Here is a 26,042-nt window from a genome sequence, read left to right as displayed (position 1 = left end):
TTACTTAGCAGCGCGGCGCTTGTTGTCACGCTTGGGCTTTGCAGGAGCTTGCTCTTGAGCAGCGGCAGCGTTAACAGCAGCCAGACCGCCCAGAACTTCGCCCTTGAAGATCCAAACTTTAACGCCGATCACACCGTAAGTGGTGTGGGCTTCAGAAGTTGCGTAGTCGATGTCGGCACGCAGGGTGTGCAACGGCACACGACCTTCACGGTACCATTCGGTACGCGCGATTTCAGCGCCGCCCAGACGACCGGAAACTTCCACTTTGATGCCCTTGGCACCCAGTCGCATTGCGTTCTGTACGGCGCGCTTCATAGCACGACGGAACATTACACGACGCTCCAGCTGGGAAGTGATGCTGTCGGCAACGAGTTTGCCATCCAGCTCCGGCTTGCGGACTTCGGAAATGTTGATCTGAGCAGGCACGCCAGCAATAGTGGCTACAGCTTTGCGCAGCTTCTCAACGTCTTCGCCTTTCTTACCGATTACAACACCCGGACGAGCGGTGTGAATGGTCACACGGATGCTCTTGGCCGGACGCTCAATGGTGATCTTGGACAAGGACGCGTTTTTCAGTTCCTTGGTCAGGAACTGGCGTACTTGAAAATCGCTGTACAGGTTGTCAGCGAAGTCTTTGGTGTTCGCGAACCAGGTAGAATTCCAAGGCTTGGTAATACCCAGGCGAATGCCATTAGGATGTACTTTCTGACCCATTGCTTATCTCCCAGCCTTAGCGTCGGATACCACTACAGTGATGTGAGCGGTACGCTTGAGGATACGATCCGCACGACCTTTGGCACGCGGACGGATGCGCTTCATGGAGGGACCTTCGTCGACCATGATAGTAGCAACACGCAGCGCGTCGATGTCGGCGCCTTCGTTGTGCTCAGCGTTTGCAATGGCAGATTCCAGCACTTTCTTAACCAGCACAGCAGCCTTTTTCGGGCTGAAGGTCAGGATATTCAGAGCCTTGTCTACGGACAGACCACGTACTTGATCGGCTACCAGACGAGCTTTCTGGGCAGAAGTACGGGCATAACGGTGTTTAGCGATAGCTTCCATCATTTATCCCTTAGCGCTTCTTAGCCTTCTTATCAGCAGCATGGCCGCGATAAGTACGAGTCGGTGCGAATTCACCCAGTTTGTGACCGATCATTTCTTCGGTAACGAAAACCGGAACGTGCTGACGACCATTATGGACAGCGATGGTCAAACCGATCATGTTCGGGATGATCATTGAACGACGGGACCAGGTTTTAACCGGCTTTTTATCCCCGCTTTCCACCGCTTTCTCTACCTTCTTCAGCAAGTGCAGGTCAATAAATGGACCCTTCTTGAGAGAACGTGGCATGGTGATTCCTCTATGTTAACAATTACTTGTTACGACGACGTACGATGTACTTGTCGGTACGCTTGTTCTTACGGGTCTTGAAGCCTTTAGCCTTCTGGCCCCATGGGGACACAGGCTGCATGCCCTTGTTACGACCCTCACCACCACCGTGCGGGTGGTCAACCGGGTTCATCGCCATACCGCGAACGGTCGGACGAATACCACGCCAGCGGTTTGCACCGGCTTTACCCAGTTGACGCAACATGTGCTCGGAGTTACCGACTTCACCGATGGTAGCGCGGCACTCGGCCAGAACTTTACGTACTTCGCCGGAACGCAGACGCAGAGTTACATAGTTACCTTCACGAGCCAGGATCTGGATGAAAGTACCAGCGGAACGAGCCAGCTGGGCACCTTTACCAGGCTTCATCTCTACAGCGTGAACGGTAGAACCAACCGGGATGTTGCGCATCGGCAGGGCGTTACCTACCTTGATGGCTGCATCAGCACCAGAAGCGATCGCGTCACCAGCTTTCAGGCCTTTCGGAGCCAGGATGTAACGACGCTCACCGTCTGCATACAACACCAGAGCGATGTTAGCGGTACGGTTCGGATCGTATTCCAGGCGCTCTACTTTAGCCGGGATACCGTCTTTGTCGCGCTTGAAGTCGACGATACGGTAGTGCTGCTTGTGACCACCACCGATATGACGGGTAGTGATACGGCCGTTGTTGTTACGACCACCGGACTTGCTTTTGCTGTCCAGCAGAGCGGCGAAGGGCTTGCCCTTGTACAGCTCTTGATTGACGATCTTGACGACGTGGCGGCGGCCCGGAGAAGTAGGCTTGCACTTAACGATTGCCATTTTTGAGAACTCCTCTTACTCGGCTGCGCCCATGAAGTCGATGTCCTGACCAGCTTTCAGGGTCACATAAGCCTTTTTCCAATCGGAACGACGGCCTACGCGTGCACCTGCGCGCTTGGTCTTACCCTTCATGTTCAGGGTACGGACGGTCTCAACTTCGACCTCGAACAGTTTCGCAACTGCAGCTTTGACTTCCGCCTTGGTAGCATCAACAGCAACTTTGAACACGATAGTGTTCTGCTTTTCTGCAACCATGGTGCTCTTTTCAGAGATGTGCGGAGCCTTCAGAACTTTCAGCAGACGCTCTTCACGGATCATGCCAGCATCTCCTCGATTTGCTTAACTGCGTCAGCAGTCATCAGAACCTTGTCGAAAGCGATCAGGCTGACCGGGTCGATACCGGCAACGTCACGCACGTCAACTTTGTACAGGTTGCGAGCAGCCAGGAACAGGTTCTCATCGACTTCAGCAGTCACGATCAGAACGTCAGTCAGTTCCATTTCTTTCAGCTTGGCGATCAGTTCTTTGGTCTTCGGAGCTTCGATGCCGAACTTCTCAACAACGATCAGGCGCTCTTGACGTACCAGCTCGGACAGAATGCTACGGATAGCGCCGCGGTACATCTTCTTGTTTACTTTCTGGCTGTGATCTTGCGGCTTAGCAGCAAAAGTCACACCACCGGAACGCCAGATGGGCGAACGGATGGAGCCAGCACGGGCACGACCAGTACCCTTCTGACGCCACGGCTTTTTGCCGCCACCAGACACTTCAGAGCGAGTCAGCTGCGCACGAGTACCCTGACGGGCACCAGCGGCATATGCAACGACGACCTGGTGAACCAGAGCTTCGTTGAATTCGCGCCCGAAGGTAGTCTCGGAAACTTCAAGAGCGCTCTTGGCGTCTTTCATTACCAATTCCATTACTATCTCCTCAGACGTTACGCTTTGACGGCAGGTTTGACGATCACGTTGCCGTTGGTTGCACCCGGTACTGCACCTTTGATGAGCAGCAGGTTGCGTTCAGCGTCAACACGAACCAGTTCCAGGTTCTGAGTCGTTACACGCTCAGCACCCATGTGACCAGCCATCTTTTTGCCCTTGAATACACGACCCGGAGTCTGGTTCTGACCGATAGAACCCGGAACGCGGTGAGACAAGGAGTTACCGTGGGTCATATCCTGGGTGCGGAAGTTGTGGCGCTTAACAGTACCAGCAAAGCCCTTACCTTTGGATGTGCCGGTAACGTCTACCAGCTTAACGTCAGCGAGAAGATCTACTTTCAGCTCGCTACCAACAGTGAAAGTTTCACCGTTGTTCAGGCGGAATTCCCACAGACCGCGACCGGCTTCTACACCAGCTTTGGCGAAGTGGCCAGCTTCCGGCTTGGTCACACGGCTGGCTTTCTTGGCGCCAGTGGTAACCTGAATAGCGTTGTAGCCGTCGGTTTCTACAGATTTGACCTGAGTTACACGGTTAGCTTCAACTTCGATAACAGTCACCGGGATAGAAACGCCATCTTCAGTGAAGATGCGAGTCATACCCACTTTGCGACCTACAAGACCGATTGTCATTGTTATCAACCTCTTTCCGTAATTAACCCAGGCTGATCTGGACGTCTACACCAGCTGCCAGATCCAGACGCATCAGGGCGTCTACGGTCTTGTCAGTCGGCTCAACGATGTCTACCAGACGCTTGTGAGTGCGGATCTCGTACTGATCACGCGCATCTTTGTTGACGTGCGGGGAGATCAGGACGGTGAAGCGCTCTTTGCGAGTCGGCAGCGGAATAGGACCGCGAACCTGCGCGCCAGTGCGCTTAGCAGTTTCAACGATTTCCGCAGTGGATTGATCAATCAGGCGATGATCAAAAGCCTTCAGGCGGATACGGATTCTTTGGTTCTGCATTGACAGAGCTCCAATAGATAAAAGAACATAAATCAACACCATCCGACCGAGATTGCTCCCGCCAGAGGTGTGATTTTTCACGTTTCCCCCCATATCGGGAGGACTGTATGGCTGGCTCCTGTAAACAGGAAACTCAGCAGCAGACATATCGTCTGGCTTACCTCATGGGTAAGCGGAGGGGATTATACGGATTTTTCAAATTTGCGCAAGGGAGAGCGAACAGATTATGCGCAGTTTTATGTGACAGATGGATCTCGCCTGCGGCAACGCACTCTGCTGCCAACACCCAGGTAACGACAATGTTACAAGCAGACTGGTAGACTGTGTGCTTGCCTCTGTCAGTGGAACGACATCCCATGCTCAAAGATCAAAAGAAAGCCTATCAGTATGGCCTTTGCGCCGTTGCCCTCTGGTCGACGGTCGCCACAGCCTTCAAGATCTCCCTCGCCTATTTCGAACCTGTGCAACTGTTGCTTGTGGCCGCCTTCACCTCGACTCTCACGCTGACAGCCGTCGTCGCCAAACAGGGCAAACTGCCGCTGCTGGGAAGCTACATCAAGGCCCGCCCTTTCTACTACCTGACTCTGGGCGTGCTGAACCCCTTTCTCTATTATCTGTTGCTGTTCAAGGCCTATGACCTGCTTCCTGCCCAGCAGGCACAGACCCTCAACTACACATGGGCCATTACCCTCAGTCTGCTGGCCGTCCCCTTCCTCGGCCAGAAGCTGCGTCGGCGTGATGGCGTCGCTATCGTGCTGGGGTATTTTGGCGCGCTGGTGATCGCCACCAGAGGGGATGTATTCGCCCTGCAGTTCGACAGCCCCCTCGGCGTGACGCTGGCGCTGGTCTCGACCCTCATCTGGGCCAGCTACTGGATCCTCAACACCCGCAATCAGGGCGATCCCATTGTCAGCCTGTTGCTCGGCTTTATGATCAGCCTGCCTTTTATCGTCGTGGCGACCTGGTTGCTCTCCGATTTTGCCATGACCGCCTGGCAGGGATGGGCTGGTGCCATCTATGTGGGACTGTTCGAAATGGGCTTCGGTTTTGTGCTCTGGCTGATGGCGCTGCGCCATGCCACCAACACGGCCCCCATCAGCAACCTCATCTTCATCTCGCCGTTTGCCTCACTGGTACTGCTCAACCTGTTGATCGGCGAAGCCATCCATCCGGCCACCCCCATCGGGTTGGCGCTCATCGTTGCCGCCCTGCTGATCCAGCAGCTCAAGTACGGCAAACGCTATCGTGCATCAGTCGAAACAAAGAGCTGACCATGCAGAAGGGCGTATCCACGGATACGCCCTTCTCTCAATCCATCCACTCCTGTGGCTGATGTTTCGGCAGCCGCATCTCGACCAGCAGGCCGCCGAGCTCCGAACTTCCCAACCGGATAGTGCCGTGGTGCTGGGCGACTATCTTGGCCACGATGGCCAACCCCAAGCCACTGCCGCCAACGGTCCGCGCCACATTCCCCTGAGTAAACGGTTTGAGCACCCGGGAATAGTCCTGCTCCGGAATGCCGGGGCCATCATCGGAAAGGCGCAGGCGCACCCAGTGCCCATCGTCCTTCAACTCGGCATGCAAGCGGCTCGCCCCATAACGCTGCGAGTTGCTTGATAGGTTGTTTAACACCCGCCGGATACTGACCGGATTGCAGGCCACCCGCACCGCCTCTTGCGGCAGCGCCAGATCAACTTCCAGTCCCTGCTCCGAGTAGAGCAGCAAGGTATCGTGCACCAGCTGGGTCAGATCGATCGGCTCCAGATCCTGGCCCTCATCCGGGCGGATGTAGTCGATGAACTGATCGATGATGGCATTGGACTCATCAATGTCGGCGTTGATGCTCTCCTTGAGGTACTCGTCACCGGAGGACATCATCTCGGTGGCCAGCCGGATGCGGGTCAGCGGAGTGCGCAGATCATGGGAGACCCCCGCCATCATCAGGTTACGCTCCTCGATCAGGCTCTTGATGGAGTGGGACATATGGTTGAAGGTGCGGGTCAGTCGCCGCACTTCCCGTGAGCCAAGCTCCCCCAGCGCCTCCGGGAAATGGCCTCTGGCCACAGCAACGGCACCAGCCTCGAGATCCTCGAGCGGGCGCACCAGCTGCCGGGCAAAGCGCCAGGCCGCAAACAGAGTGATCACCAGCAGCACGCTCAGATAGATGATGAGGGGTTCGATATCGTCATCTTCGATCTCGGTCAGCGGGATCCGCACCCAGATTTTGCTGGCCTGCGGCGGCTGGATCCAGATGATGTAGTGATCCTGGATCTCGACCCGCACCTTGGCCGGGCCACCCAGCTCGCGGCTGATGTTCTCCTCCAGATAGGGGTACGGCTTGGCCTCGTTGAAGCCATGCTGCACCGCCTCGCTCTGGGTATAGATGTCGGTACCGGTCGTCACATAGACCAGCGCCTCGGCATCTTCGCTCAGCGCCAGTTGTTCAGTGTTGACCGGAAAGATCAGCTTGACTTGGTTGGCCAGCAAGTGACTAATCTGCTTGACGGTTGGCGCCAGCAGATAGTTGTAGAAGGTGACGTAGGAGACTGCTTGATAGACCACCAGAACGGCAGCCAGAAACCAGAGCATGCGCGAGAACATGCTGCCGACCTTTTTCATGCACCGTCACCATCTGGCACGAACACATACCCAAGACCCCAGACGGTCTGCAGGTAGCGGGGCTGGGCCGGATCCTGCTCCAGCAGGCGGCGCAGGCGAGAGACCTGCACGTCGATGCTGCGCTCGGTGGCGGTGTATTCGCGGCCACGGGCCAGATTCATCAGCTTGTCGCGGGAGAGCGGTTCACGCGGATGGCTGACCAGCACCTTGAGCACCGCAAATTCACCGCTGGTGAGCGCCATCGGCTCGCCATCCCGACTCAGCTCGCGGGTCGCCAGATTGAGCTGGAAGGCGCCGAAGTTGACCACCTTCTCTGCAGCAGAGGGAGCCCCCGGCAGCTCGACGGTATGGCGGCGCAGCACGGCACGGATCCGCGCCAGCAGTTCGCGGGGGTTGAACGGCTTGGGCAGATAGTCATCAGCCCCCATCTCGAGCCCGACGATGCGATCCACTTCATCCCCCTTGGCGGTGAGCATCAGCACCGGGATCTGGTTGCCCGCTTCCCGCAGACGGCGGCAGATGGAGAGTCCATCTTCCCCCGGCAACATCAGGTCGAGCACCATCAGGCTGAAGTTTTCACGAGTCAGCAAGCGATCGGCCTGCTCGCCATTGGCCACGCCGCGCACTACGAATCCCTGCTCGGTGAGATAGCGTTCCAACAGGGAACGTAATTTCAGGTCATCATCCACGACCAGGACCTTGTATTGCTGCTGACTCATTACTTTGCCTCTTCATTCTTTAGCTGCCCCCAATACTAGGGGGGGATATAGCGGGAGCAAAGCACAAATATGTTACCGGTTATTACCCGTCCCGAGAGCGTGACGGCCATCAAGTCACCGCGCTGGCCAGCTACTCGCTGAATGGCGCCAGCCGAGCCATCACGATTTCCCTCGACAGCAAGAGGACAAAAGCTAATATTCCCGAGCAGTTAGCGATGAATACCCCTCTTTGACCAGGTCCGCATCACCATGAAGACAAAGCTGATCACCCGCGAAGGCTACAACAAGCTGAAAGAAGAGCTCGATTTCCTCTGGCGCGAGGAGCGCCCCGAGGTCACCAGGAAGGTGGCATGGGCCGCCAGCCTGGGGGATCGCAGCGAAAATGCCGACTACCAGTACAACAAGAAGCGGCTGCGGGAGATCGACCGGCGGGTGCGTTACCTGCGCAAATGTCTCGAAGAGCTGGGGATCGTCGACTATGCCCCCGCGCAGGAGGGCAAGGTCTTCTTCGGCGCCTGGGTCGAGGTGGAAAACGAAGAGGGCGAGACCAAGCGCTTTCGCATCGTCGGCTATGACGAGATCTTCGAGCGCAAGGATTACATCTCCATCGACTCCCCCATGGCCCGCGCCCTGCTCAAGAAAGAGGTCGGCGATGAAGCCATCGTCCGTACGCCAGTTGGTGACGTCTGCTGGTATATCAACGAGATCAGCTACCCCAAATAGCCGGACTGCTTGCCACAGGCACATCCTGAGTCACAGGTGCAATGGCAAGATAAACGCCCTCCCCTGCGACTTTATCAGTCTGACGGGTGCAGACCCTGTCGCAGGGTGGCATCCCGCAACACGACCCCATATAGTGCTCACACTTGGCGCCTGATGGCGCGGACTCGACCACAGAGGCCCTCAACAACATCATGATGCAAACCATAGAGAGACAGATTGCCGGTGAGCTCAATGCTCGCCCCGAGCAGGTGCAGGCCGCAGTGCGCCTGCTGGATGAAGGCTCGACCGTGCCCTTTATCGCCCGTTACCGTAAAGAGGTGACCGGCGGTCTGGACGACAGCCAACTACGTACTCTGGAGAGCCGCCTCGGCTATCTGCGTGAACTGGAAGATCGCCGTCAGGTGATCATTCGCTCCATCGAAGAGCAGGGCAAACTGACCCCCGAGCTGATGCGCGAATTGAATGGCGCCGACAGCAAGACCCGGCTGGAAGATCTCTATCTCCCCTACAAGCCCAAACGCCGTACCAAGGGGCAGATGGCGATCGAAGCCGGGTTGGAGCCGCTGGCCAACCTGCTGCTCAGCGACCCGATGCAGGATCCCGAGCAAGCGGCGGCCGCCTTCCTCAATCCCGAACAGGGCATTGTCGACAGCAAAGCGGCTCTCGATGGCGCCCGCTATATCCTGATGGAGCGCTTCGCCGAGCAGGCCGACCTGCTGGAAAAGCTGCGCGACTACCTGTGGCAGAACGCCACCCTGCGCGCCCGCGTGGTGGCAGGCAAGGAGCAGGAAGGGGCCAAGTTCAAGGACTATTTCGAACACGACGAACCACTGCACAAGGCCCCCTCCCACCGGGTGCTGGCCATGCTGCGCGGCCGCAATGAAGGTATCCTCAATCTAGCTCTGGTAACCGGTGACGATGAGAGTGCCAGCCCCTGCGAAGGGATCATTGCCCACCACCTCAAGCTCAATCTGCAGAACCGCCCGGCCGACAAATGGCTGCAAGGGGTGGTGAGCTGGACCTGGAAGATCAAGTTGTCGCTTCAGATGGAGACCGAGCTAATCGGCCGTATCCGCGAGTCGGCAGAGGAGGAGGCGATCAAGGTGTTCGCCATGAACCTCAAGGATCTGCTGATGGCGGCCCCGGCCGGCATGCGCTGCACCATGGGGCTGGATCCGGGCATCCGCACCGGGGTCAAGGTTGCCGTGGTGGATGCCACCGGCAAGCTGGTCGATCACGCCACCATCTATCCGTTCGAACCAAAACGCCAGATTGATCAGAGTCTCAAGACCCTGAGCGAGTTGTGCCAGAAGCACAAGGTCGAGCTCATCAGCATCGGCAACGGCACCGCCTCGCGGGAGACCGACCGGCTGGTCAGCGATCTGTTCGAACACTACCCCGCCGCCAAGGCGCAGAAGATAGTGGTGAGCGAAGCGGGGGCCTCGGTCTACTCCGCCTCCGAGCTCGCCTCCCAGGAGTTCCCGGATCTCGACGTCTCGATCCGTGGCGCCGTCTCCATCGCCCGCCGCCTGCAAGACCCGCTGGCCGAGCTGGTCAAAATCGACCCCAAGAGCATCGGGGTGGGCCAGTATCAGCATGACGTCGGCCAAAGCCAGCTGGCCCGCCGACTGGATGCCGTGGTCGAGGATTGCGTAAACGCGGTCGGGGTGGATGTGAATACCGCCTCGGTCGCCCTGCTCAACCGGGTTTCCGGCCTCTCCCAGACGCTGGCCCAGAACATCGTCGCCTACCGGGATGAGCACGGCGCCTTCAAGAGCCGTCAGCAATTGCTGAAAGTGAGCCGACTCGGCCCCAAAGCCTTCGAACAGTGTGCTGGCTTCCTGCGCATTCGCGGCGGCAGCAATCCCCTCGACAGCTCGGCGGTACACCCGGAGTCCTATCCGGTGGTGGAGCGGATCCTCGCCAAGCTGGAGCAGACTGTGGAGAGCCTGCTCGGCAACAGCAGCCTGCTGCGCAGCCTGAAACCGGCCGACTATACCGATGAGCAATTCGGCGTACCTACCGTCACCGACATCATCGGCGAGCTGGACAAGCCGGGCCGCGACCCGCGCCCCGAGTTCAAAACCGCGACCTTCAAGGAAGGGGTGGAGCAGATCAGCGACCTGGTGCCCGAGATGGTGCTGGAAGGGGTGGTCACCAACGTCACCAACTTCGGTGCCTTCGTCGATATCGGTGTTCATCAGGACGGGCTGGTGCATATCTCCTCCCTGACCGACCGTTTCGTCAAGGATCCCCGTGAGGTGGTCAAGGCGGGCGACATTGTACGGGTCAAAGTGCTGGAAGTGGACGCCCCGCGCAAGCGGATTAGCCTGACCATGCGCCTCGACGAAAAGGCAGGGCAACCCGCCCGCAAGCCGGCTGAAGCGCGCAACAGCAGTGCCGGCAACACCAAGCCAAGAAATGAGCCGCGCCAAAGCCCCCCTATGGGTGGTGCCATGGGCAACGCCTTCGCGGCAGCGCTCTCCAAAGCGAAAAAGTAACGATACCTTCAGACGTCTTCTAAATGCAAAAAGCCCCACAAGGGGCTTTTTTACACGCGAAGCTCAGGATTACTGCGTCAGGGCAGCAAGAATGCTCTCGGGCTCTCCATGCTGGGCCAGCACCTCCCGCAGTCGGTTGAATGCCTTGCAGGCCTCTTGCGGATACTTGCCGTAAGAGACGACGCCGGTGTGGCTCCAGCCAGCCGCCAGCATCACTTTCTTCTTGAAACTGGTTCCTTCAGTTCCCCCTCCCCCGAGCTGCATCAGAAACTGCTCCATCTGCAGGTGGGGAGGCGGTACACGGGAGAAGGTGGTGAAATCTTCCGCTTTGACTTCATCGAAATGCATGACAGCTCCTGTGAAATTGGAATGGGCCTGATCTTCAGGTTAGTTGCAAAACAGGCAAAGGAGCTGAAAGTTTGGCGAGGGTGATTCAGATATGCAGACTGAGGGACTGGGTAGAAGCCGGGCTGACAGCCTGTCGATAGTGGCCCGCGATGACGCTGTTGCGCTTGTCCATATAGGCACTCAGCACGCCGCCCGATTTCGCGCTCTGCTCGGCCATCAGCTCTTTGCGCGCCTTGGCTTCACTCGCGGCGGCGCTGCGTGCAACGGCCAAATCCTGCGCAGAAGGCTCGGCAGGCGCCAGCGCTGCAGCGCGGATCTGCTGCATCTTGGCGATGGTAGCGGCAGGGTCACCGGGTACGACACTGGTATCGATCTGGACTTCGCCACCCGTCGCATAACGCTTGCCATCCGGCCCTTGCGTAAACTGATAGGTGGGTGAGCTGGCGTACTCTCCACCCGCAGACTGATGCGCCTGCTCGTGGGTACGCACCTCCTTGTCACGCTCGACAAGATCCTGAACCTGCTGCTCTTGCCGCTGTTGCCGCTGTTGCTGCTCCTGCTGTTTGGGATCTTGCTGCTTGCGCTGCCCATCCTCACCGGTGGCCTCGACAAAGCGATTATCTGGCAGTGTCGTCGGGGCTAATTGCCCGGTTTCACGGCTGTTCTGGGAGCTCTGATTGCTGGAGGCCTGAGCGGCTTTGGATTTCTCTTTCTGGGAGCCGACTTCAGATTCGGCAACGGAGGCTTGGCCCGCACGGGCCTGCGGGATCAGTTCTGCCCGGCGATTATCCGTCCTCGCCGCTTCCACCTGGGGTTGCAGCTGTGTCGGGATAAGGGGGGGCAGACTGACATTGATGTTCATCTCACACCCGGATGTCGATCAGGGTTCCCATCATATCGCTGGCGGTCTGCACTACCTTGGCTGAAGCGCCAGCCTGCTGCTCGGCCACCTTGAGATTGACAAGCTCATCGGTCACTTGCACCTGATCCCCGCTGGGGGTGCTGAGGCGGGCGATCTGATTGGATGCCTTGTCGGCAATCTGCTCGGCTCGCTGAAATCCCTGTACCCCGCTGTTGAAAGCAGAATCAATTCGCATGGTGTTACTCCTCTGGTCACAGCTTAATTATCCGCCAGACCAGAGGATTAATGAAGCTTGCAGGCTGTTTTTTAGCCAACAAAATCTCGAACGATTTCAATGAATTCGTCAGGGTGGGAGATAAAAGGTGCGTGTGAGGCCTTATTGAGAGTCACGCTGCGGCTGGCAGGGTAGAGATCGTCCAGCAGGGGAATGGCCGCCTTGGGCACCAATGAATCCAGTCGGCCATAGATCCGCAACCAGGGCTGATCCAGCTCCAGCAGCGGTTCGCGCAGGTCAATGTCGGCCAACAGCGTCAGCCCGGCCTCGAGTGCGGCAAACTGGGGCGCCGGGCGCTCGGCCAGCCAGTGGCGCAACTGACGGATATCGTCCCGGGCATGTTCACTGCCCATGGCCTGGATCGCCAGAAAGCGCTCTATGGTCTGGCGAAAATCCCCCGCCAGCATCTGGTTGAAGCCGGTCAGTACCTTGGGAGCGATCCCCGGCCACTCATCACGGGCCATGAAACAGGGGGAGCTGGCCACGGTGATCAGGGAGTGCAGCCGATCGGGATGCGTCAGCGCCAACTGGCTTGCCACCAGACCGCCGAGCGACCAGCCAAGCAGATGGCACTTCTGCGGCAAGATGGCGGCCACCTGCTCGGCAAGCCAGGTCAGGCTGTAATCCACCTCGTCTGCCAGCGGGCTGTTGCCAAAACCGGGCAAATCCACCAGATGAATCCGATAGTGGGACGCCAACTGCCGGGCAATACCATGCCAGACCGCACCATTCATCCCCCAACCGTGCAACAGCACCAGATCGGGCCCCTGGCCAAACTGCTCTACCGATATGCTCATCTAGACTCAAGATCCCTGTTCATGCTCTTGGGGTCAGCATGTTAAAACGACTGCTCGCTAAAGCAAGCCCGCTGCTCGGCAACCACGGCGACTGGCAAGGGAGTTGCCTCCTCTGTCATCAGCCTTGTGACAACGAGCCCCTGCTCTGCAGCTGGTGTCGGCAGGCGCTGCACCAGTCACAGCCGAGATGCCACCTCTGCGCAGCACCACTGGCTGACTATATAGAAGAGAGCATACCGGTCTGTGGTCGCTGCCAGCGCAGACCTCCCCCCTGGGAGCGGTTGCAGGTGATTGGCGACTACCAAACCCCCTACCCCATGCTGATCCCCCGGCTCAAATATTCCGGCCAGATCCTGCTGGCGCCGCTACTGGCACGCCTCTTGGCCGATCATCTGGATGGCTGCGAGCCGCCGGAGGCGATCATTCCGGTTCCCCTGCACTGGTGGCGGCAGTGGCGGCGCGGGTTCAATCAGGCGGAGGAGATCGCGCAAGCCCTTGGCGAGTTCACCGGCATTCCCTGCGACAACACTCTGTTGCAGCGCATCAAGGCGACCCCGCAACAAACAACCCTGAGCGCCGGGCAGCGGCGGCGCAATCTGCGCGGGGCATTCCGGATCCGCTCCCACCAATACCATCATGTCGCCCTGCTCGATGACGTTGTGACCACAGGCGCCACCGCCGGTCAGCTCAGCCGTCTGCTCCATGAGAGCGGCATCACAAACGTAGAAGTGTGGGCGATCTGTCGTACCCTGCGGCACAGCAAGTAGACATAGGCATGCTACCCAAGCATTAATAACCGCGTTATCATGAATACCCTAGTCGTACACTCAGGTTTATGAGGATAGTGATGATCAGCATTTCCGACGCCGCCCAGGCCCATTTCCGTAAACTGCTGGAAAAACAGCCTGATGGCACCAATATCCGGGTGTTTGTGGTCAATCCGGGAACCCAGAATGCCGAGTGTGGCGTATCGTATTGCCCGCCCGATGCCGTGGACCCTGAAGATCAACACCTGCCCTTCAGCGGCTTCGACTGCATGGTCGATCCCCTGAGCGCCCCCTTCCTGGTGGATGCCACCATCGACTTCGTGACCGATCAGATGGGCTCCCAGCTCACCCTGAAAGCACCGAACGCCAAGATGCGTAAAGTGGCCGACGACGCGCCGCTAATCGAGCGCATCGAGTACGTGTTGATGTCCGAAGTGAACCCCATGCTGGCCGGTCACGGTGGCAAGGTCACCCTGGTCGAGCTGACTGAAGACAAACTGGCCATCCTGCAGTTTGGCGGTGGTTGCAACGGTTGCTCCATGGTCGATTACACCCTTAAAGAGGGGATCGAGAAGCAGCTGCTGGAGAAGTTCCCGGGTGAGCTCAACGGCGTGAAAGACGCCACCGAGCACCAGCGCGGCGACCACTCCTACTACTGATTTACAGCCCTTGCAGCAAAGAAAAGGCCCCGCCATCTGGCGGGGCCTTTTGCATGGGCAATCGGCAGATTACTCGTCCTTCTTGTCTCGCGACAGCAGGGCGATGGCCGCCTCTTTCGGGTTCTTACCCTCGTAGAGCACCTTGAAGATCTGCTCGCAGATGGGCATCTCGACGCTGCAGCGGGCCGCCAGCAGATGCACCTCTTTGGTGTTGCGATACCCCTCCACCACCTGACCGATCTCGGTCATGGCGGTGTTCACATCCTTGCCAGCCCCGAGGGCCAGCCCGAAGCGACGGTTGCGCGACTGGTTGTCGGTACAGGTGAGCACCAGATCCCCGAGCCCCGCCATCCCCATAAAGGTTTTGGCATCGGCACCCAGCGCCGCACCCAGACGCTGCATCTCCACCAGACCCCGGGTGATGAGCGCGGTTCTGGCATTGGCGCCAAATCCTAGCCCGTCGGAGAGACCGGCACCAATAGCGATGACGTTCTTCACCGCCCCACCCAGCTGCAGACCGACGAAATCCGGATTGGTATAGACCCGGAAGGAGCGGCCACAGTGCAGCAGATGGGAGAGATCGTCGGCGAACTCGTCGTGAGTCGAGGCGACCGAGATGGCGGTCGGCAGACCGGCAGCCAGCTCCTTGGCGAAGGTGGGACCGGAGATGACCGCCAGCGGTATCTCGTCACCCAGCACTTCGCGGGCCACATCCTGCAGCAGACGGCCACTGTCCGGCTCCAGACCCTTGGTGGCCCAGGCGATACGGGTATCGGGACGCAGGAAGGGTTTGATCCGGGTCAGCACATCGCCAAATACATGGCTTGGCACGACCAGCAGCAGCACGGGAGCAGCCTGTACCGCACGTTGCAGATCCGCAGTTAGCTGCAAATCAGCAGGAAAAGGGACATCAGGCAAAAATGCCTTGTTGCAGCGGTCTTGTTCCAGCTCGGCGACATGAGCAGGGTCGTGACCCCACAGCAGGGTCGGATGACCATTGCGCGCCAGAGAAATGGCAAGGGCGGAGCCATAAGACCCCGCTCCCAAGACCGAGATAGCGATCTGGTCAGCCATTATCAGGCTTCCGCAGTCGCCTGCTGGGCCTGTGCTTGCGCCATGTGCTGGGCAAACAGGGCATCGAAGTTGACCGGTGCCAGGTTCAGCTGCGGGAAGGAACCCTTGCTCACCATGTTGGCCACGGCTTCGCGGGCATACGGGAACAGGATGTTCGGGCAGAAGGCAGCCAGGCAGTGGGCCAGTTGCGGCTCCGGCAGGTTACCGATGGTGAAGATACCGGCTTGCTGTACTTCGCACAGGAAGGCAGTTTCGGTTTCCAGTTTGCAAGTTACGGTCAGGGTCAGAACAACCTCGTAGACGTTCTCAGCCAGGATGTTGGTCTTGGTATCCATATCCAGCTTGACGTCCGGCTGCCACTCTTTCTGGAAGATGTGCGGGGTGTTCGGCGCTTCGAAAGAGACATCCTTGGTGTAAACACGCTGGATGTGGAATTCCGGTTGTACTTCCTGGTTGTTGATCTCGTCAGCCATTTCGTTTGATTCCTTGTTATATGGATAAGTGGGCTCAGGCCCTGCTTAAATCAGCGTTTCTTGGTTACCGGCAGATTTTCTGCACGCCATTGGGCCATGCCACCGCCGAGCACATAAACCTGCTTGAAGCCAGCTTTGCTCAGCTGACGGCCCGCGCCGCCCGCAGTCATTCCCGACTCGCACACCACTATGATGGGGGCATCTTTATGCTTTTCAACCGGGCCCAGATTATTGCTCTGGATCTGGGTCAGCGGCAGGTGCTGGGCACCGGCCAGATGGCCCTTGGCATACTCTTCCTGACTGCGAATATCCACCACGGTGGCATTCTCGCGGTTGATCAGCAGGGTCGCGGTGTGATTGTTGACGGTTTTTACCGGGGACAAACGGGCACGCACAGTGGTGTAAACCAGGGTGCCAGCCAGACCCAACCAGGCTGCGGTCAGCAGCGGGTTACGGGCCGCAAAATCCAAATACTCTTGCATCTTCTACTATCCAGGGACCAAGACAAGGGCCCGAGTATACATGGGGGTATTGATAAGATCAGCCATCTTGGCGGCAAAGCGCGAGCAGGCTCCCATCATCATTGGGCAGCGAGCATGGCAGGAAGGGCGTGGCTTGCGGGGCCGCGGGAGCGCCCCTTGGCTATCAGGTGACTATTTCGGCAGATGTAGTAATATTACGCTAGTTTCATTTCCCGCATTTTTTCCAATCCGAGAGGACATAGTCTTATGTCAACAGCTAAGAAACCTTTGGTTCTGGTCATCATGGACGGTTGGGGCTACAGCACCAAGCAAGAGCACAACGCCGTCGCTGCCGCCAAGACTCCCAACCTCGATCGTCTGACCCGTGACTACACCAGCACCCTGATCTCCGGCTCCGGTCTGGATGTCGGTCTGCCGGATGGCCAGATGGGTAACTCCGAAGTGGGCCACGTCAACATCGGTGCCGGTCGCATCGTCTATCAGGAGCTGACCCGCATCTCCAAAGACATCCAGGATGGCGAATTCTTCCAGAACGTCGAGCTGGCCAAGGCTGTTGACGCTGCCGTGACCAACGGCAAAGCCGTTCACATCATGGGCCTGATGTCCCCGGGTGGCGTACACAGCCACGAAGAGCACATCATGGGCATGATCGAAATGGCTGCCAAGCGTGGCGCCGAGAAGATCTACCTGCACGCCTTCCTGGATGGCCGTGACGTTCCGCCGCGCTCCGCCCAGTCCTCTATCGAGCTGTTCGACGCCCTGTTCGCCAAGCTCGGCAAGGGTCGTTTCGCTTCCATGATCGGTCGTTACTTCGCCATGGACCGTGACAACCGCTGGGATCGCGTGCAGCAAGCCTATGACCTGATGACCCAGGGCAAGGGCGAGTTCACCGCCAATAGCGCCACCGAAGCGCTGGCTGCCGCATATGCTCGCGACGAGAACGACGAGTTCGTCAAAGCCACCCGCATCGGCGAAGCTGCACCGATGATCGACGGCGATGCGCTGATTTTCATGAACTTCCGTGCCGACCGTGCCCGTGAAATCACCCGCGCCTTCGTTGACACCGACTTCACCGGCTTCGCCCGTGCAGTCGAGCCGAAGCTGAACTTCGTGATGCTGACCGAATACGCGGCCGACATCAAAACTGCCTGTGCCTACCCGCCGACCGCTCTGGTCAACACCCTGGGTGAGTGGCTGGCCAAGCAGGGCAAGACCCAGCTGCGCATCTCCGAAACAGAGAAGTATGCTCACGTCACCTTCTTCTTCAACGGTGGCGAAGAGTCCTGCTTCACCGGCGAAGATCGCGAGATCGTGGCCAGCCCGAAAGTGGCGACCTATGACCTGCAGCCGGAAATGAGCTCCGAAGAGCTGACCGACAAGCTGGTTGCGGCCATCAAGAGCGGCAAGTACGACGTCATCATCTGTAACTACCCGAATGGCGACATGGTTGGTCACACCGGTGTGTTCGATGCCGCCGTCAAAGCGTGTGAGGCCGTTGACCACTGCATCGGTCGCGTGACCGACGCCCTGGCCGAAGTGGGTGGCGAGTGCCTGATCACTGCCGACCACGGTAACGCCGAGAAGATGCTGGACGAAGAGACTGGTCAGGCCCACACCGCCCACACCAATCTGCCGGTTCCGCTCATCTATTTCGGTCGCAAAGCCGAGGTGGTTGAAGGTGGCAAACTGTCCGATCTGGCCCCCACCATGCTGACCCTGATGGGTCTGCCGGTACCGCCGGAAATGACTGGCAAGCCCCTGATGATTCTGAAATAATCCTTCCCCATGCGGGGATGCGAAGTTATTTCACAGAAAACCAGTCGCGTCGGCCTGTTGGCCGGCGCGCTGTTTTTTTGCCTGTCGTTTGGCGCCAGCACACCGGCTTTGGCCGCCAATCAGCAGCTGGGCACCATGCAGTCCCAGATCAAAGAGCAACAGAAGACCATCAAGCTCAGCAAGCAGGAGCTTGCCAAGCTCAATACCCAGCTCAAGGCTGACGAGCAGGCCATCTCGGCCGCCGCCGCCAAACTCAACCAGACCAGGCAGCAGTTGAAGCAGAACCAGCAGACGCTGGCGACCCTGCAAAAAGACAAGCTAGCGCTGGAAGTTCAAGCCAAACATCAGAAGCAGTTGCTGGCCAAACAGGCGGAGAGCGCCTTTCAGGCGGGCAACCACGACTACCTCAAACTGCTGCTCAATCAGCAGGATCCGGCCAAACTGAGCCGCTCCCTCGACTACTACGACTACCTCAACAAGGCCCGCATCGAGGCCATCGACGCCCTGCGCGCCACCCGCGACAAGCTGGCGAAAAACCAGCAGGCAACCAAAGAGACCGAGACCAGACTGCAGACCCTGCTTGCCGAACAGCAAGAGCATCACCAGACCCTGCTGGCCAGCCAGCAGAGCCGGGCCAAGGTGCGCAACCAGTTGCAGCAGTCGGTACAGGATGACGAGCAGAAGCTCACCAAGCTGGTCAAGGCCGAGAAAGCGCTGAAAGCGCGGCTCGAAGAGTTACGTCGCAAGCGGGAAGAGCAGGAGCGCCGTGAACGGGCCGAGCGGGAACGGTTGGCCAAGCTGAAAGCGGAGCAGGAGCGTCAGCGCAAGCTGGCCGAACAGCGCCGCGCCGAGCAACAACGACTCGCCGCCCAGCAGAACAAAACCGTCAAACCGGCAGAACCGGCCGAAGAGGTAGCCAGCAGCAAACCGGAGCGCGGCTCGGGCATCAGCAGTGCCGGTCACTACAGCGGTCTCAAGACCAATGGCAGCCTGCGCTGGCCGGTACAGGGGCCGATCCTCATCTCCTACGGTTCGCCGCGCACCGCCCAGCTCAAGTGGAAAGGTACCCTGATCGGCGCCAGCGAAGGGACCCAGGTCAAGGCGGTTGCACCGGGACAAGTGGTCTACGCCGACTGGCTCGACGGCTTCGGTATGCTGCTGGTGATCGACCACGGCAAGGGCTACATGAGCCTCTACGGTCACAATCAGTCGCTGCTGCGCCAAGTTGGCCAGAATGTGGAACAGGGTGAGCCGGTGGCGCTGGTCGGTGACAGTGGCGGTCAGGACAGACCGGGCCTCTACTTCGAAATTCGCTATCAGGGCGAGGCGATCAACCCAACCAAATGGCTGGCCAAGGGTTGAGTTAACCCGGCCGACAAACGCGTCACACGCTCACTAGCAAAAGCCTGCCTCACGCAGGCTTTTGTCATTTCAGGAGTACAGCAACCCGCTGTCACTCCCATTTGATGAAAAATTACCTATTTTTTCGCTCGGCTCAGGGGAAGACAACCAGACCGATCTGCTCCAGCAAGGTCTGCTGCTGATCCTCGTTGATCTGTACTCCCTGCAGATCGACCCGGCGCAGATCCAGCCCTGGCAGATCGCACTGGCGCAGATCGCAGCCCTGCAGCTTGATGCTGGTCCAGTCAATCTGGCCAAACTCGGAGCCGCTGAGATCGGAACCCGCCAGCGAGGCACCAAACAGGTTGGCCCCCTGCCAACGGTTGCCGGTAAGCTCGCACTTCTCCAGCAGGCAGCCCTCGAAGCTGGCGTAGCTGAAGTTGTTGCCGGTCAGATGGGCCTCGCAGAAGTAGCTTTTGGCGGTGATCTGGTTGGCGAAGCTGGCATGGCTGAAGTTGATACCGACCGCCTGACAGTCGCGCATCTCCAACCCCAGACACTGGCTGCGGCTGCAATCGGCCATGGTGAGATCGCAGCGCAGGAAGCTGGCCTCGCGCAGATCGCAACCCTGCAACAGGCAGCCCCGTTCACTCTCCCGATCGTAGAAGCTGCAGTCGATGAAGCGGCTATCGCTCAAATCCAGCCAAGAGAAGTTGCAGCCGATAAAGCGGCACTCCGAGAACTGCTCCCCCTCCACATCCTGTTGCTCGAACCGGACATCCACGAACTGTTTGCCTCTGATCATCGGAAAACTCCTGCAAAAACGGCTTCATATGCTGACTTTATCCGCCAAAAACGGTAATGTTACATGTAACATCCACGCTGGACACCCCTATGAGCCCCACCCGCAAGCGCCGCCCCACCCTGCAAGATATCGCCGACCAAACCGGCGTGACCAAGATGACTGTCAGCCGCTATCTGCGCGACCCGCAGACCGTAGCGGAGGGGACCCGCGAGCGGATCGCAGCTGTAGTGGAAGAGCTGGGTTATATCCCCAACCGAGCGCCGGATATTCTCTCCAACGCGACCAGCAAGGCGATCGGCATCCTGATCCCCTCCCTCTCCAACCAGGTCTTCTCGGCGGTGATCCACGGCATCGAGTCGGTAACCCGACCGGCTGGCTACCAGACCCTGCTGGCCCACTACGGCTACAGCCCGGAGCGGGAGGAGGAGCAGGTCGCGTCCCTGCTCTCCTACCATGTGGATGGGCTGATCCTCTCCGACAGCCAGCACACCGAGCGCACTCGCAAGATGATCGCCACCGCCGGCATTCCGGTGGTGGAGACCATGGATCTGCCGCAAACCCCCATCGACATGGTGGTCGGCATGGACCATAGAGCCGCCGCCCGGGCCATGGTAACAGAGATGCTGCGCCGGGGCCGTCGCAAGGTGGTCTATCTGGGGGCGCGGCTCGACGTACGTACCCAGCTGCGGATGGAGGGTTACTATCAGGCAATGATCGACTTCGGCCTCACCGGCCAGCATCTGCTGACCGAACAATCCTCCAGCTTCACCCTAGGGGGCGAGCTGCTGGATCAGGCGCTGGTGCGCTATCCCGACCTCGACGGCCTGTTCTGCACCAACGATGACCTGGCGGTGGGCGCCCTGCTGCAGTGTCAGGCCAAGTGGATCCCGGTGCCCCAGCAGATCGCCATCGCCGGTTGCAACGCTCTCGACATCGGCCACGCCATGACCCCCAAACTGGCCAGTATCGCCACCCCGCGGGAAGCGATCGGTCGGGAGGCGGCCACCATGCTGCTGGCGCGTCTCAGCGGCCAATCCCAACCCGACACCCGCAAGGATATCGGCTTCTCCCTCTATGTCGGGGAGAGTCTTGGGTAATCCCTTCCCTCACCCACTTAAGTCACGCCGATAACAAACAGGCCACCCGAGGGTGGCCTGTTTGGTTTTCTGCACAACTGATGCTTAGCGTTTAACCTGCTCAACCGCTTCGCGGGAGAGGCGGGTTACCTCTTCCCAGTTGCCGCTCTTGACCGCATCGGCCGGCAGCATCCAGGAGCCGCCGACGGTGGCCACGCACTTGAGTGCCAGATAGTCGGCCACGTTTTTCGGGCCGATGCCGCCGGTGGGGCAGAACTTCACCTGGGGCAGCGGCGCGGCAATGGCGGAGAGCGCCTTGATACCGCCGTTCGCTTCGGCCGGGAAGAACTTCAGGTGGTCGTAGCCCGCTTCCAGCGCCTGCATCACTTCAGACGGAGTAGCCACACCCGGGATCAGCGGTGCAGTGCTTTTGGCCGCGTGAGCCAGCAGGGCCGGCGTCATCCCCGGGGAGATGACGAAGCGGGCACCGGCAGCGACGGCGGCGTCAAACTGCTCGCAGTTGAGCACGGTACCGGCACCGACCATGGCATCCGGCATCGCCTTGGCGATGAGGGCGATGGCATCGAGCGCCACCGGGGTGCGCAGGGTGATTTCGAAGACAGATATGCCGCCGTCGAGCAGCGCCTTGGCCATCGGCAGGGCCTGATCCAGCTCGTTGATAACCATCACGGGTACCAGCGGGGAGGCGGCAAACACCTCGGCCGGGGTCACTTTCCAGTTCTGCATAGCTCTTCCTTAGTCAAAGATGGTGGCGCCACACTCGGCGCTCGATACCGCGCGACGCATCACGCTGAACAGTTCACGACCCCACCCCTCTTGTTCCAGAGTGAGGTCAATCTCGGCCTGGGTACGGCCACTCAAATCGGTCAGGCAGTCGAGGCTACCGTTTACCGCGTCAACCCGCAGCAGGTCGCCATCGGCCAGCAGGCCGATGGCCCCGCCGTGCAGCGCTTCCGGGGTGACGTGGATGGCAGCCGGGATCTTGCCGGAGGCGCCGGAGAGGCGGCCATCGGTGACCAGCGCCACCTTGTAACCCGCCTTCTGCAGGTTGCCGAGCACCGGCATCAGCTTGTGCAGCTCCGGCATACCGTTGGCGGCCGGGCCATTGTGGCGCACCACGATCACGGCGTCCTGATTGAGATCGCCCGCCTTGTAGGCCGCTTCCACCGCATGCTGGGAGGAGAAGACCCGCGCCGGGGCTTCAATCACCCGATACTCGGGAGCCACGGCGGAGACCTTGACCACGGCGCGGCCCAGATTGCCCGCCAGCAGCTTGGTGCCGCCAGTGGCCTGGAATACGCTGCCGGAAGGCGACAACACGCTCGCATCGCCGCTCTCGCCGACCGGCTGCCATACCAGCTGGCCATCGACCAGTGCCGGACGGCTGAGGTAATCCTGCATCTCGCCAAAGACCGGAGTGGCGTCCATGTGGATCAGCCCCTCTTGCGCCAGACGGCGCATCAGGCCGGGCACGCCGCCTGCCTGTTCGAAGGCGTTCACGTCGGCCGGGCCGTTCGGGTACATGCGAACCAGCAGCGGCACCACGTCGGAGAGATCGCTGATGTCATCCCAGGTCAGTACCAGACCGGCCGCGCGGGCCAGCGCCACCATGTGGATGCTGTGGTTGGTGCTGCCGCCGGAGGCGAGCAGGGCCACCAGACCGTTGACCAGCGAGCGCTCATCCAGCACCTCGCTCAACGGGCGATAGGCCGGGGAACCCGGGATCATGGCGCTGATACGGCGGGCCGCTTCGGCGGTCAGGGCGCGGCGCAGCTCGCTATGCGGGTGCACAAAGGCGGAGCCCGGCAGCATCAGGCCCATGGCCTCGAATACCAGCTGGTTGGTGTTGGCGGTGCCGTAGAAGGTGCAGGTGCCCGCCGCGTGGTAGGCGCCGCACTCCATCTCCAGCAAGGCATCACGGCCCACTTCACCGGCGGCGTACTTCTGACGAACTTTCACCTTCTCGTCGTTGCTGATACCGCTCGCCATGGGGCCGGCAGGAACAAATGCTGTCGGCAGGTGAGCGTGGGAGAGGGCCCCCATGATCTGGCCCGGAGCGATCTTGTCGCAAATGCCGAGCAGCAGGGTCGCATCGAAGGTGTTGTGAGAAAGAGAGAGCGCGGTCGCCTGGGCGATCAGGTCACGGGAGAAGAGGGACATGTCCATCCCCGGCTGACCCTGGGTCACGCCGTCGCACATGGCGGGCACGCCGCCAGCAACTTGGGCGCTGTGGCCCAGCTCGGCCAGTACCGCCTTGATCTGATCCGGATAGCCCTGATAGGGCTGATGGGCGCTCAACATATCGTTGTAGGCGGTGACGATGCCGACGTTGGCGCGGGTCATATCGAGAATGCGACCCTTCTCGTCACTGCTGCAGGCGGCCACGGCGTGGGCCAGGTTGCCGCAGGCCAGCGCGGCGCGGGTCTTGCCCTGCTCTGCCTGACGCTGGATGCGGGCCAGAAATGCCTGACGACGGGCGACACTGCGCTCGCGGATGCGGGCGGTGACGTCGGAAATTACCTGATGAATCATTGGGCTTGCTCCAATGCTGTGACGGCGCGGTCAACCACCTGTTCGAAGGTGCCGTCTATATCAATGTGGAATACACCGGCTTCGCCATCCGGGCGCTCCAGAGTATCGAACTGACTTTGTACCATGCTTTCACGCATGAAATGGCCTTTGCGGGCACGCATCCGCTCGAGGATCAGCGGCTGGCTGCCATCGAGGAAGATGAAGCTGACCGACTCGTTGCCTTCGCGGATCTGGTCGCGGTACTTCTTTTTGAGGGCGGAACAGACAATGATGCCGGTCTCGTTCTTCTGCTCGAGACTGTAGGCGGCGTCGCGGATCCGCTCCAGCCAGGGGGCACGATCCTCATCGTTGAGGGGGTTGCCGCCAGCCATCTTCTGGATGTTGGCCTTGGGGTGCAGGTCATCACCATCGATGAACTTGGCGCCCAGCGCTTCGGCCACTTTCAGACCCACGCTGGATTTGCCGCTACCACACACACCCATCACGATAATGCACTTACCCGCCATAATTTGACCTCTGTCCCACTTTTCAAAAAACCAGCTGTTGATGGGTTCTAATCTAACACGTTACCGGTAACATGTTACCGGTAACGATTGAAAATGTGAAGTCTGCCACAGACTGAGCAAACCCATAGTCACCTGGGCATATGATGTTGAGCCCTTGCCATAAATCTAAATAAATCATAAAGATATGGTTTGCCGACGGATCGGCAAGGTGTCACGACTGAACTTGGAAAAAGGAACGCATAACAATGTCTGACCTCTCCCTGATCATGACAGCCGCCGGCTCGATTGTGCTGCTGCTCTTCCTGGTGATGAAGGCCCGGCTCCACGCCGTGGTAGCCCTGATCCTGGTCTCCATGGTGGCGGGTCTTGCCGCCGGCATGAACCCAGCCGACATCGCCGCCACCATCCAGAAAGGGATGGGCGGCACCCTCGGCTTCGTTGCTGTGGTGGTGGCGCTGGGTGCCATGTTTGGCAAGGTGATGGAAGTGACCGGTGCCCTCGACCGGGTGGCTCACACCCTGCTCGGCAAGTTCGGCGTCAAGCGCGCCAACTGGGCCATGGCCCTGACCGGCTTTGTCTGCGCCCTGCCGCTCTTCTTTGACGTGGCCGTGGTGCTGCTGATCGGTGTCGCCTTCGCCATCGTCCGTCGTGGCGGCGGCAGCGTGGTGAAGATCGGTATCGCCCTGCTGGCGGGTATCGCCACCTGTCAGGCCTTCCTTATCCCGGCGCCGGGCCCGATCCTGGTCGCTTCCCAGCTGGGTGCCGACTTCGGCTACATGATCCTGTTCGGCCTGATCGCCGCCGTACCGGCGCTGATCCTGGCTGGCCCGCTGTTCGGTGACTTCATCAGCAAGATCGTCGATGTGCCGCTGCCTGCAGATGCCCAGAACAGCGTTCACGATGACAGCAAATCCCTGCCCTCCTTCGGGCTGGCCATGGGCCTCATCGGCCTGCCGCTGCTGATGATCGGCCTCAAGACCATCGTCGGCCGCTTCGTCGAGGCGGGCTCTACCCTGCACAGCTGGCTGGAGTTCATCGGTCACCCCTTCACCGCCATCATGGTTGCCTGTCTGGCCGCCTTCTATCTGCTGGGTATTCGCCGTGGCATGTCCCGTGACGAGGTGATGAGCGTCTGCAACAGCGCCATCCAGCCGGCGGGTGTCATCATTCTGGTTACCGGTGCCGGTGGCGTGTTCAAGCAGGTGCTGGTTGATTCCGGCGTGGGTGCCGCCCTTGGCAACATGCTGGCCGACTCCGGTCTGCCCATCGTCGCACTGGCTTTCATTCTGGCTGCCGCGGTGCGGGTGATTCAGGGCTCCGCCACCGTCGCCATGCTGACCGCCTGTGGTCTGGTGCTGCCGATGCTGGAGCCGCTCGGCCTGAACGGTGCCCAGCTGGCTGCCGTCACCATCGCCATCGGCGGCGGTGCCATCGTGCTCTCCCACGTCAACGACTCCGGTTTCTGGCTGGCCAACCGCTACCTCGGCCTGACCGAGAAGCAGACCCTGCAGACTTGGACCGTGATGGAAACCATCATCGGCACCACTGGCGGCGTGATGGCGATGATCATCTACAGCTTCCTCTGACA

Annotated in this window: 30 protein-coding genes; 9 read left to right on the top strand and 21 right to left on the bottom strand. The window is 59.7% G+C overall.

Features of this window, described 5'->3' with window-relative positions:
• The 8 genes from rpsC to rpsJ are packed head-to-tail and all read right to left on the bottom strand — an operon-like array spanning nt 1 to nt 4,099.
• A complete protein-coding gene (rpsC, locus tag ACTG20_RS02925; protein ID WP_005307962.1) occupies nt 1-714 on the bottom strand; it encodes a 30S ribosomal protein S3 in 714 nt (237 codons plus the stop codon).
• A gap of 3 nt (nt 715-717) precedes the next feature.
• The gene (gene rplV / locus ACTG20_RS02920; protein ID WP_005319741.1) at nt 718-1,062 is read right to left on the bottom strand and encodes a 50S ribosomal protein L22; all 345 of its coding nucleotides are present in this window, start codon (nt 1,060-1,062) and stop codon (nt 718-720) included.
• Between the two features lie 10 nt (nt 1,063-1,072).
• On the bottom strand, nt 1,073-1,351 hold the full coding sequence (gene rpsS / locus ACTG20_RS02915; protein ID WP_005307960.1) for a 30S ribosomal protein S19: 279 nt from the start codon (nt 1,349-1,351) through the stop codon (nt 1,073-1,075).
• 22 nt (nt 1,352-1,373) lie between these two features.
• Entirely contained in the window at nt 1,374-2,195 is an 822-nt protein-coding gene (gene rplB, locus ACTG20_RS02910) for a 50S ribosomal protein L2 (RefSeq protein ID WP_005340614.1), read from the bottom strand.
• Nucleotides 2,196-2,210: 15 nt separating this feature from the next.
• Nucleotides 2,211-2,513, bottom strand: coding sequence for a 50S ribosomal protein L23 (rplW, locus tag ACTG20_RS02905; RefSeq protein WP_005307955.1), 303 nt, complete (start codon nt 2,511-2,513; stop codon nt 2,211-2,213).
• Complete coding sequence (gene rplD, locus ACTG20_RS02900) at nt 2,510-3,115, bottom strand: 50S ribosomal protein L4 (protein WP_005340616.1); 606 nt, start codon at nt 3,113-3,115, stop codon at nt 2,510-2,512. Before rplD ends, rplW begins: the two co-directional genes overlap by 4 nt.
• 17 nt (nt 3,116-3,132) lie before the next feature.
• Complete coding sequence (gene rplC / locus ACTG20_RS02895) at nt 3,133-3,765, bottom strand: 50S ribosomal protein L3 (RefSeq protein ID WP_005340620.1); 633 nt, start codon at nt 3,763-3,765, stop codon at nt 3,133-3,135.
• A 22-nt stretch (nt 3,766-3,787) separates the two neighbouring features.
• On the bottom strand, nt 3,788-4,099 hold the full coding sequence (gene rpsJ, locus ACTG20_RS02890; RefSeq protein WP_005307944.1) for a 30S ribosomal protein S10: 312 nt from the start codon (nt 4,097-4,099) through the stop codon (nt 3,788-3,790).
• A 356-nt stretch (nt 4,100-4,455) separates the two neighbouring features.
• Between rpsJ and ACTG20_RS02885 the strand changes: the two genes are divergently transcribed.
• The gene (locus ACTG20_RS02885; protein ID WP_194494821.1) at nt 4,456-5,370 is read left to right on the top strand and encodes a DMT family transporter; all 915 of its coding nucleotides are present in this window, start codon (nt 4,456-4,458) and stop codon (nt 5,368-5,370) included.
• Between the two features lie 37 nt (nt 5,371-5,407).
• Here the strand turns inward: ACTG20_RS02885 and envZ are convergent, their stop codons facing one another.
• A complete protein-coding gene (envZ, locus tag ACTG20_RS02880; protein WP_194494822.1) occupies nt 5,408-6,718 on the bottom strand; it encodes a two-component system sensor histidine kinase EnvZ in 1,311 nt (436 codons plus the stop codon).
• Nucleotides 6,715-7,437: an osmolarity response regulator transcription factor OmpR gene (gene ompR / locus ACTG20_RS02875; protein ID WP_005340625.1), complete on the bottom strand. Its 723-nt coding sequence runs from the start codon at nt 7,435-7,437 to the stop codon at nt 6,715-6,717. Before ompR ends, envZ begins: the two co-directional genes overlap by 4 nt.
• Nucleotides 7,438-7,686: 249 nt before the next feature.
• Between ompR and greB the strand changes: the two genes are divergently transcribed.
• Both greB and ACTG20_RS02865 read left to right on the top strand, forming a co-directional pair.
• Entirely contained in the window at nt 7,687-8,160 is a 474-nt protein-coding gene (greB, locus tag ACTG20_RS02870) for a transcription elongation factor GreB (RefSeq protein ID WP_194494823.1), read from the top strand.
• Nucleotides 8,161-8,351: 191 nt separating this feature from the next.
• Nucleotides 8,352-10,661 carry a Tex family protein gene (locus ACTG20_RS02865; protein WP_194494824.1) on the top strand — a complete coding sequence of 770 codons (2,310 nt, stop codon included), beginning with the start codon at nt 8,352-8,354 and terminating at the stop codon, nt 10,659-10,661.
• Between the two features lie 69 nt (nt 10,662-10,730).
• Here the strand turns inward: ACTG20_RS02865 and ACTG20_RS02860 are convergent, their stop codons facing one another.
• The 4 genes from ACTG20_RS02860 to bioH all read right to left on the bottom strand — a co-directional run bounded on the left by ACTG20_RS02860 (nt 10,731) and on the right by bioH (nt 12,942).
• Entirely contained in the window at nt 10,731-11,009 is a 279-nt protein-coding gene (locus tag ACTG20_RS02860) for a hypothetical protein (RefSeq protein WP_005355353.1), read from the bottom strand.
• Nucleotides 11,010-11,094: 85 nt separating this feature from the next.
• Entirely contained in the window at nt 11,095-11,871 is a 777-nt protein-coding gene (locus ACTG20_RS02855) for a putative metalloprotease CJM1_0395 family protein (protein ID WP_194494825.1), read from the bottom strand.
• 1 nt (nt 11,872) lies between these two features.
• Nucleotides 11,873-12,106, bottom strand: a complete 234-nt coding sequence (locus ACTG20_RS02850; RefSeq protein ID WP_194494826.1) for a flagellar basal body rod C-terminal domain-containing protein — start codon at nt 12,104-12,106, stop codon at nt 11,873-11,875.
• A gap of 71 nt (nt 12,107-12,177) precedes the next feature.
• Nucleotides 12,178-12,942: a pimeloyl-ACP methyl ester esterase BioH gene (bioH, locus tag ACTG20_RS02845; protein ID WP_194494827.1), complete on the bottom strand. Its 765-nt coding sequence runs from the start codon at nt 12,940-12,942 to the stop codon at nt 12,178-12,180.
• 38 nt (nt 12,943-12,980) lie between these two features.
• Here bioH and ACTG20_RS02840 point away from each other — a divergent pair, with 38 nt between their 5' ends.
• Both ACTG20_RS02840 and nfuA read left to right on the top strand, forming a co-directional pair.
• Nucleotides 12,981-13,709: a ComF family protein gene (locus tag ACTG20_RS02840; protein WP_194494828.1), complete on the top strand. Its 729-nt coding sequence runs from the start codon at nt 12,981-12,983 to the stop codon at nt 13,707-13,709.
• An 80-nt stretch (nt 13,710-13,789) separates the two neighbouring features.
• A complete protein-coding gene (nfuA, locus tag ACTG20_RS02835) occupies nt 13,790-14,368 on the top strand; it encodes a Fe-S biogenesis protein NfuA (protein WP_005340636.1) in 579 nt (192 codons plus the stop codon).
• Between the two features lie 69 nt (nt 14,369-14,437).
• Here the strand turns inward: nfuA and gpsA are convergent, their stop codons facing one another.
• The 3 genes from gpsA to ACTG20_RS02820 are packed head-to-tail and all read right to left on the bottom strand — an operon-like array spanning nt 14,438 to nt 16,397.
• The gene (gene gpsA / locus ACTG20_RS02830) at nt 14,438-15,442 is read right to left on the bottom strand and encodes an NAD(P)H-dependent glycerol-3-phosphate dehydrogenase (RefSeq protein WP_127007325.1); all 1,005 of its coding nucleotides are present in this window, start codon (nt 15,440-15,442) and stop codon (nt 14,438-14,440) included.
• A 2-nt stretch (nt 15,443-15,444) separates the two neighbouring features.
• Nucleotides 15,445-15,915, bottom strand: a complete 471-nt coding sequence (secB, locus tag ACTG20_RS02825) for a protein-export chaperone SecB (RefSeq protein ID WP_005340639.1) — start codon at nt 15,913-15,915, stop codon at nt 15,445-15,447.
• A 50-nt stretch (nt 15,916-15,965) separates the two neighbouring features.
• Nucleotides 15,966-16,397 (bottom strand): rhodanese-like domain-containing protein, encoded by a 432-nt coding sequence (locus ACTG20_RS02820; RefSeq protein WP_005340640.1) that lies wholly within the window; start codon nt 16,395-16,397, stop codon nt 15,966-15,968.
• Between the two features lie 246 nt (nt 16,398-16,643).
• On the opposite strand from ACTG20_RS02820, the gene gpmM reads away from it, so the two are divergent.
• Nucleotides 16,644-18,173 carry a 2,3-bisphosphoglycerate-independent phosphoglycerate mutase gene (gene gpmM / locus ACTG20_RS02815; protein WP_194494829.1) on the top strand — a complete coding sequence of 510 codons (1,530 nt, stop codon included), beginning with the start codon at nt 16,644-16,646 and terminating at the stop codon, nt 18,171-18,173.
• A gap of 9 nt (nt 18,174-18,182) precedes the next feature.
• Nucleotides 18,183-19,535, top strand: coding sequence for a murein hydrolase activator EnvC (envC, locus tag ACTG20_RS02810; protein ID WP_139408821.1), 1,353 nt, complete (start codon nt 18,183-18,185; stop codon nt 19,533-19,535).
• A gap of 133 nt (nt 19,536-19,668) precedes the next feature.
• Here envC and ACTG20_RS02805 read toward each other — a convergent pair whose 3' ends face one another.
• Complete coding sequence (locus ACTG20_RS02805; RefSeq protein ID WP_139408823.1) at nt 19,669-20,319, bottom strand: Qnr family pentapeptide repeat protein; 651 nt, start codon at nt 20,317-20,319, stop codon at nt 19,669-19,671.
• A gap of 89 nt (nt 20,320-20,408) precedes the next feature.
• Between ACTG20_RS02805 and ACTG20_RS02800 the strand changes: the two genes are divergently transcribed.
• A complete protein-coding gene (locus tag ACTG20_RS02800; RefSeq protein ID WP_064339167.1) occupies nt 20,409-21,416 on the top strand; it encodes a substrate-binding domain-containing protein in 1,008 nt (335 codons plus the stop codon).
• Nucleotides 21,417-21,500: 84 nt separating this feature from the next.
• Here the strand turns inward: ACTG20_RS02800 and ACTG20_RS02795 are convergent, their stop codons facing one another.
• The 3 genes from ACTG20_RS02795 to ACTG20_RS02785 are packed head-to-tail and all read right to left on the bottom strand — an operon-like array spanning nt 21,501 to nt 24,454.
• Nucleotides 21,501-22,142 (bottom strand): bifunctional 4-hydroxy-2-oxoglutarate aldolase/2-dehydro-3-deoxy-phosphogluconate aldolase, encoded by a 642-nt coding sequence (locus ACTG20_RS02795; protein ID WP_194494830.1) that lies wholly within the window; start codon nt 22,140-22,142, stop codon nt 21,501-21,503.
• A 9-nt stretch (nt 22,143-22,151) separates the two neighbouring features.
• Nucleotides 22,152-23,948 (bottom strand): phosphogluconate dehydratase, encoded by a 1,797-nt coding sequence (gene edd, locus ACTG20_RS02790; RefSeq protein ID WP_021230776.1) that lies wholly within the window; start codon nt 23,946-23,948, stop codon nt 22,152-22,154.
• Entirely contained in the window at nt 23,945-24,454 is a 510-nt protein-coding gene (locus tag ACTG20_RS02785; protein ID WP_005340649.1) for a gluconokinase, read from the bottom strand. The genes edd and ACTG20_RS02785 overlap by 4 nt, the downstream gene beginning before the upstream one ends.
• Before the next feature lie 245 nt (nt 24,455-24,699).
• Here ACTG20_RS02785 and gntU point away from each other — a divergent pair, with 245 nt between their 5' ends.
• A complete protein-coding gene (gene gntU / locus ACTG20_RS02780; RefSeq protein WP_194494831.1) occupies nt 24,700-26,040 on the top strand; it encodes a gluconate transporter in 1,341 nt (446 codons plus the stop codon).
• Nucleotides 26,041-26,042 lie beyond the last annotated feature (2 nt).

It is taken from the genome of Aeromonas sp. 84A (assembly GCF_051919345.1).
GTDB classification, from domain to species: domain Bacteria; phylum Pseudomonadota; class Gammaproteobacteria; order Enterobacterales; family Aeromonadaceae; genus Aeromonas; species Aeromonas veronii.
This window is presented reverse-complemented; position numbering and strand designations above follow the sequence as displayed.

Bases quoted from the DNA above. Each gene is read 5' to 3' on its own strand.
- gpmM (WP_194494829.1), top strand. From the start codon at position 16,644: ATGTCAACAGCTAAGAAACCTTTGGTTCTGGTCATCATGGACGGTTGG.
- ACTG20_RS02820 (WP_005340640.1), bottom strand. From the start codon at position 16,397: ATGCAAGAGTATTTGGATTTTGCGGCCCGTAACCCGCTGCTGACCGCA.
- ACTG20_RS02805 (WP_139408823.1), bottom strand. From the start codon at position 20,319: ATGATCAGAGGCAAACAGTTCGTGGATGTCCGGTTCGAGCAACAGGAT.
- ACTG20_RS02855 (WP_194494825.1), bottom strand. From the start codon at position 11,871: ATGAACATCAATGTCAGTCTGCCCCCCCTTATCCCGACACAGCTGCAA.
- bioH (WP_194494827.1), bottom strand. From the start codon at position 12,942: ATGAGCATATCGGTAGAGCAGTTTGGCCAGGGGCCCGATCTGGTGCTG.
- rplB (WP_005340614.1), bottom strand. From the start codon at position 2,195: ATGGCAATCGTTAAGTGCAAGCCTACTTCTCCGGGCCGCCGCCACGTC.
- ompR (WP_005340625.1), bottom strand. From the start codon at position 7,437: ATGAGTCAGCAGCAATACAAGGTCCTGGTCGTGGATGATGACCTGAAA.
- rpsC (WP_005307962.1), bottom strand. From the start codon at position 714: ATGGGTCAGAAAGTACATCCTAATGGCATTCGCCTGGGTATTACCAAG.
- rpsS (WP_005307960.1), bottom strand. From the start codon at position 1,351: ATGCCACGTTCTCTCAAGAAGGGTCCATTTATTGACCTGCACTTGCTG.
- envC (WP_139408821.1), top strand. From the start codon at position 18,183: ATGCGGGGATGCGAAGTTATTTCACAGAAAACCAGTCGCGTCGGCCTG.
- ACTG20_RS02865 (WP_194494824.1), top strand. From the start codon at position 8,352: ATGATGCAAACCATAGAGAGACAGATTGCCGGTGAGCTCAATGCTCGC.
- rpsJ (WP_005307944.1), bottom strand. From the start codon at position 4,099: ATGCAGAACCAAAGAATCCGTATCCGCCTGAAGGCTTTTGATCATCGC.
- ACTG20_RS02885 (WP_194494821.1), top strand. From the start codon at position 4,456: ATGCTCAAAGATCAAAAGAAAGCCTATCAGTATGGCCTTTGCGCCGTT.
- envZ (WP_194494822.1), bottom strand. From the start codon at position 6,718: ATGAAAAAGGTCGGCAGCATGTTCTCGCGCATGCTCTGGTTTCTGGCT.
- gntU (WP_194494831.1), top strand. From the start codon at position 24,700: ATGTCTGACCTCTCCCTGATCATGACAGCCGCCGGCTCGATTGTGCTG.
- ACTG20_RS02860 (WP_005355353.1), bottom strand. From the start codon at position 11,009: ATGCATTTCGATGAAGTCAAAGCGGAAGATTTCACCACCTTCTCCCGT.
- rplV (WP_005319741.1), bottom strand. From the start codon at position 1,062: ATGGAAGCTATCGCTAAACACCGTTATGCCCGTACTTCTGCCCAGAAA.
- secB (WP_005340639.1), bottom strand. From the start codon at position 15,915: ATGGCTGACGAGATCAACAACCAGGAAGTACAACCGGAATTCCACATC.
- edd (WP_021230776.1), bottom strand. From the start codon at position 23,948: ATGATTCATCAGGTAATTTCCGACGTCACCGCCCGCATCCGCGAGCGC.
- ACTG20_RS02840 (WP_194494828.1), top strand. From the start codon at position 12,981: ATGTTAAAACGACTGCTCGCTAAAGCAAGCCCGCTGCTCGGCAACCAC.
- gpsA (WP_127007325.1), bottom strand. From the start codon at position 15,442: ATGGCTGACCAGATCGCTATCTCGGTCTTGGGAGCGGGGTCTTATGGC.
- rplD (WP_005340616.1), bottom strand. From the start codon at position 3,115: ATGGAATTGGTAATGAAAGACGCCAAGAGCGCTCTTGAAGTTTCCGAG.
- rplW (WP_005307955.1), bottom strand. From the start codon at position 2,513: ATGATCCGTGAAGAGCGTCTGCTGAAAGTTCTGAAGGCTCCGCACATC.
- ACTG20_RS02795 (WP_194494830.1), bottom strand. From the start codon at position 22,142: ATGCAGAACTGGAAAGTGACCCCGGCCGAGGTGTTTGCCGCCTCCCCG.
- ACTG20_RS02785 (WP_005340649.1), bottom strand. From the start codon at position 24,454: ATGGCGGGTAAGTGCATTATCGTGATGGGTGTGTGTGGTAGCGGCAAA.
- ACTG20_RS02800 (WP_064339167.1), top strand. From the start codon at position 20,409: ATGAGCCCCACCCGCAAGCGCCGCCCCACCCTGCAAGATATCGCCGAC.
- nfuA (WP_005340636.1), top strand. From the start codon at position 13,790: ATGATCAGCATTTCCGACGCCGCCCAGGCCCATTTCCGTAAACTGCTG.
- ACTG20_RS02850 (WP_194494826.1), bottom strand. From the start codon at position 12,106: ATGCGAATTGATTCTGCTTTCAACAGCGGGGTACAGGGATTTCAGCGA.
- greB (WP_194494823.1), top strand. From the start codon at position 7,687: ATGAAGACAAAGCTGATCACCCGCGAAGGCTACAACAAGCTGAAAGAA.
- rplC (WP_005340620.1), bottom strand. From the start codon at position 3,765: ATGACAATCGGTCTTGTAGGTCGCAAAGTGGGTATGACTCGCATCTTC.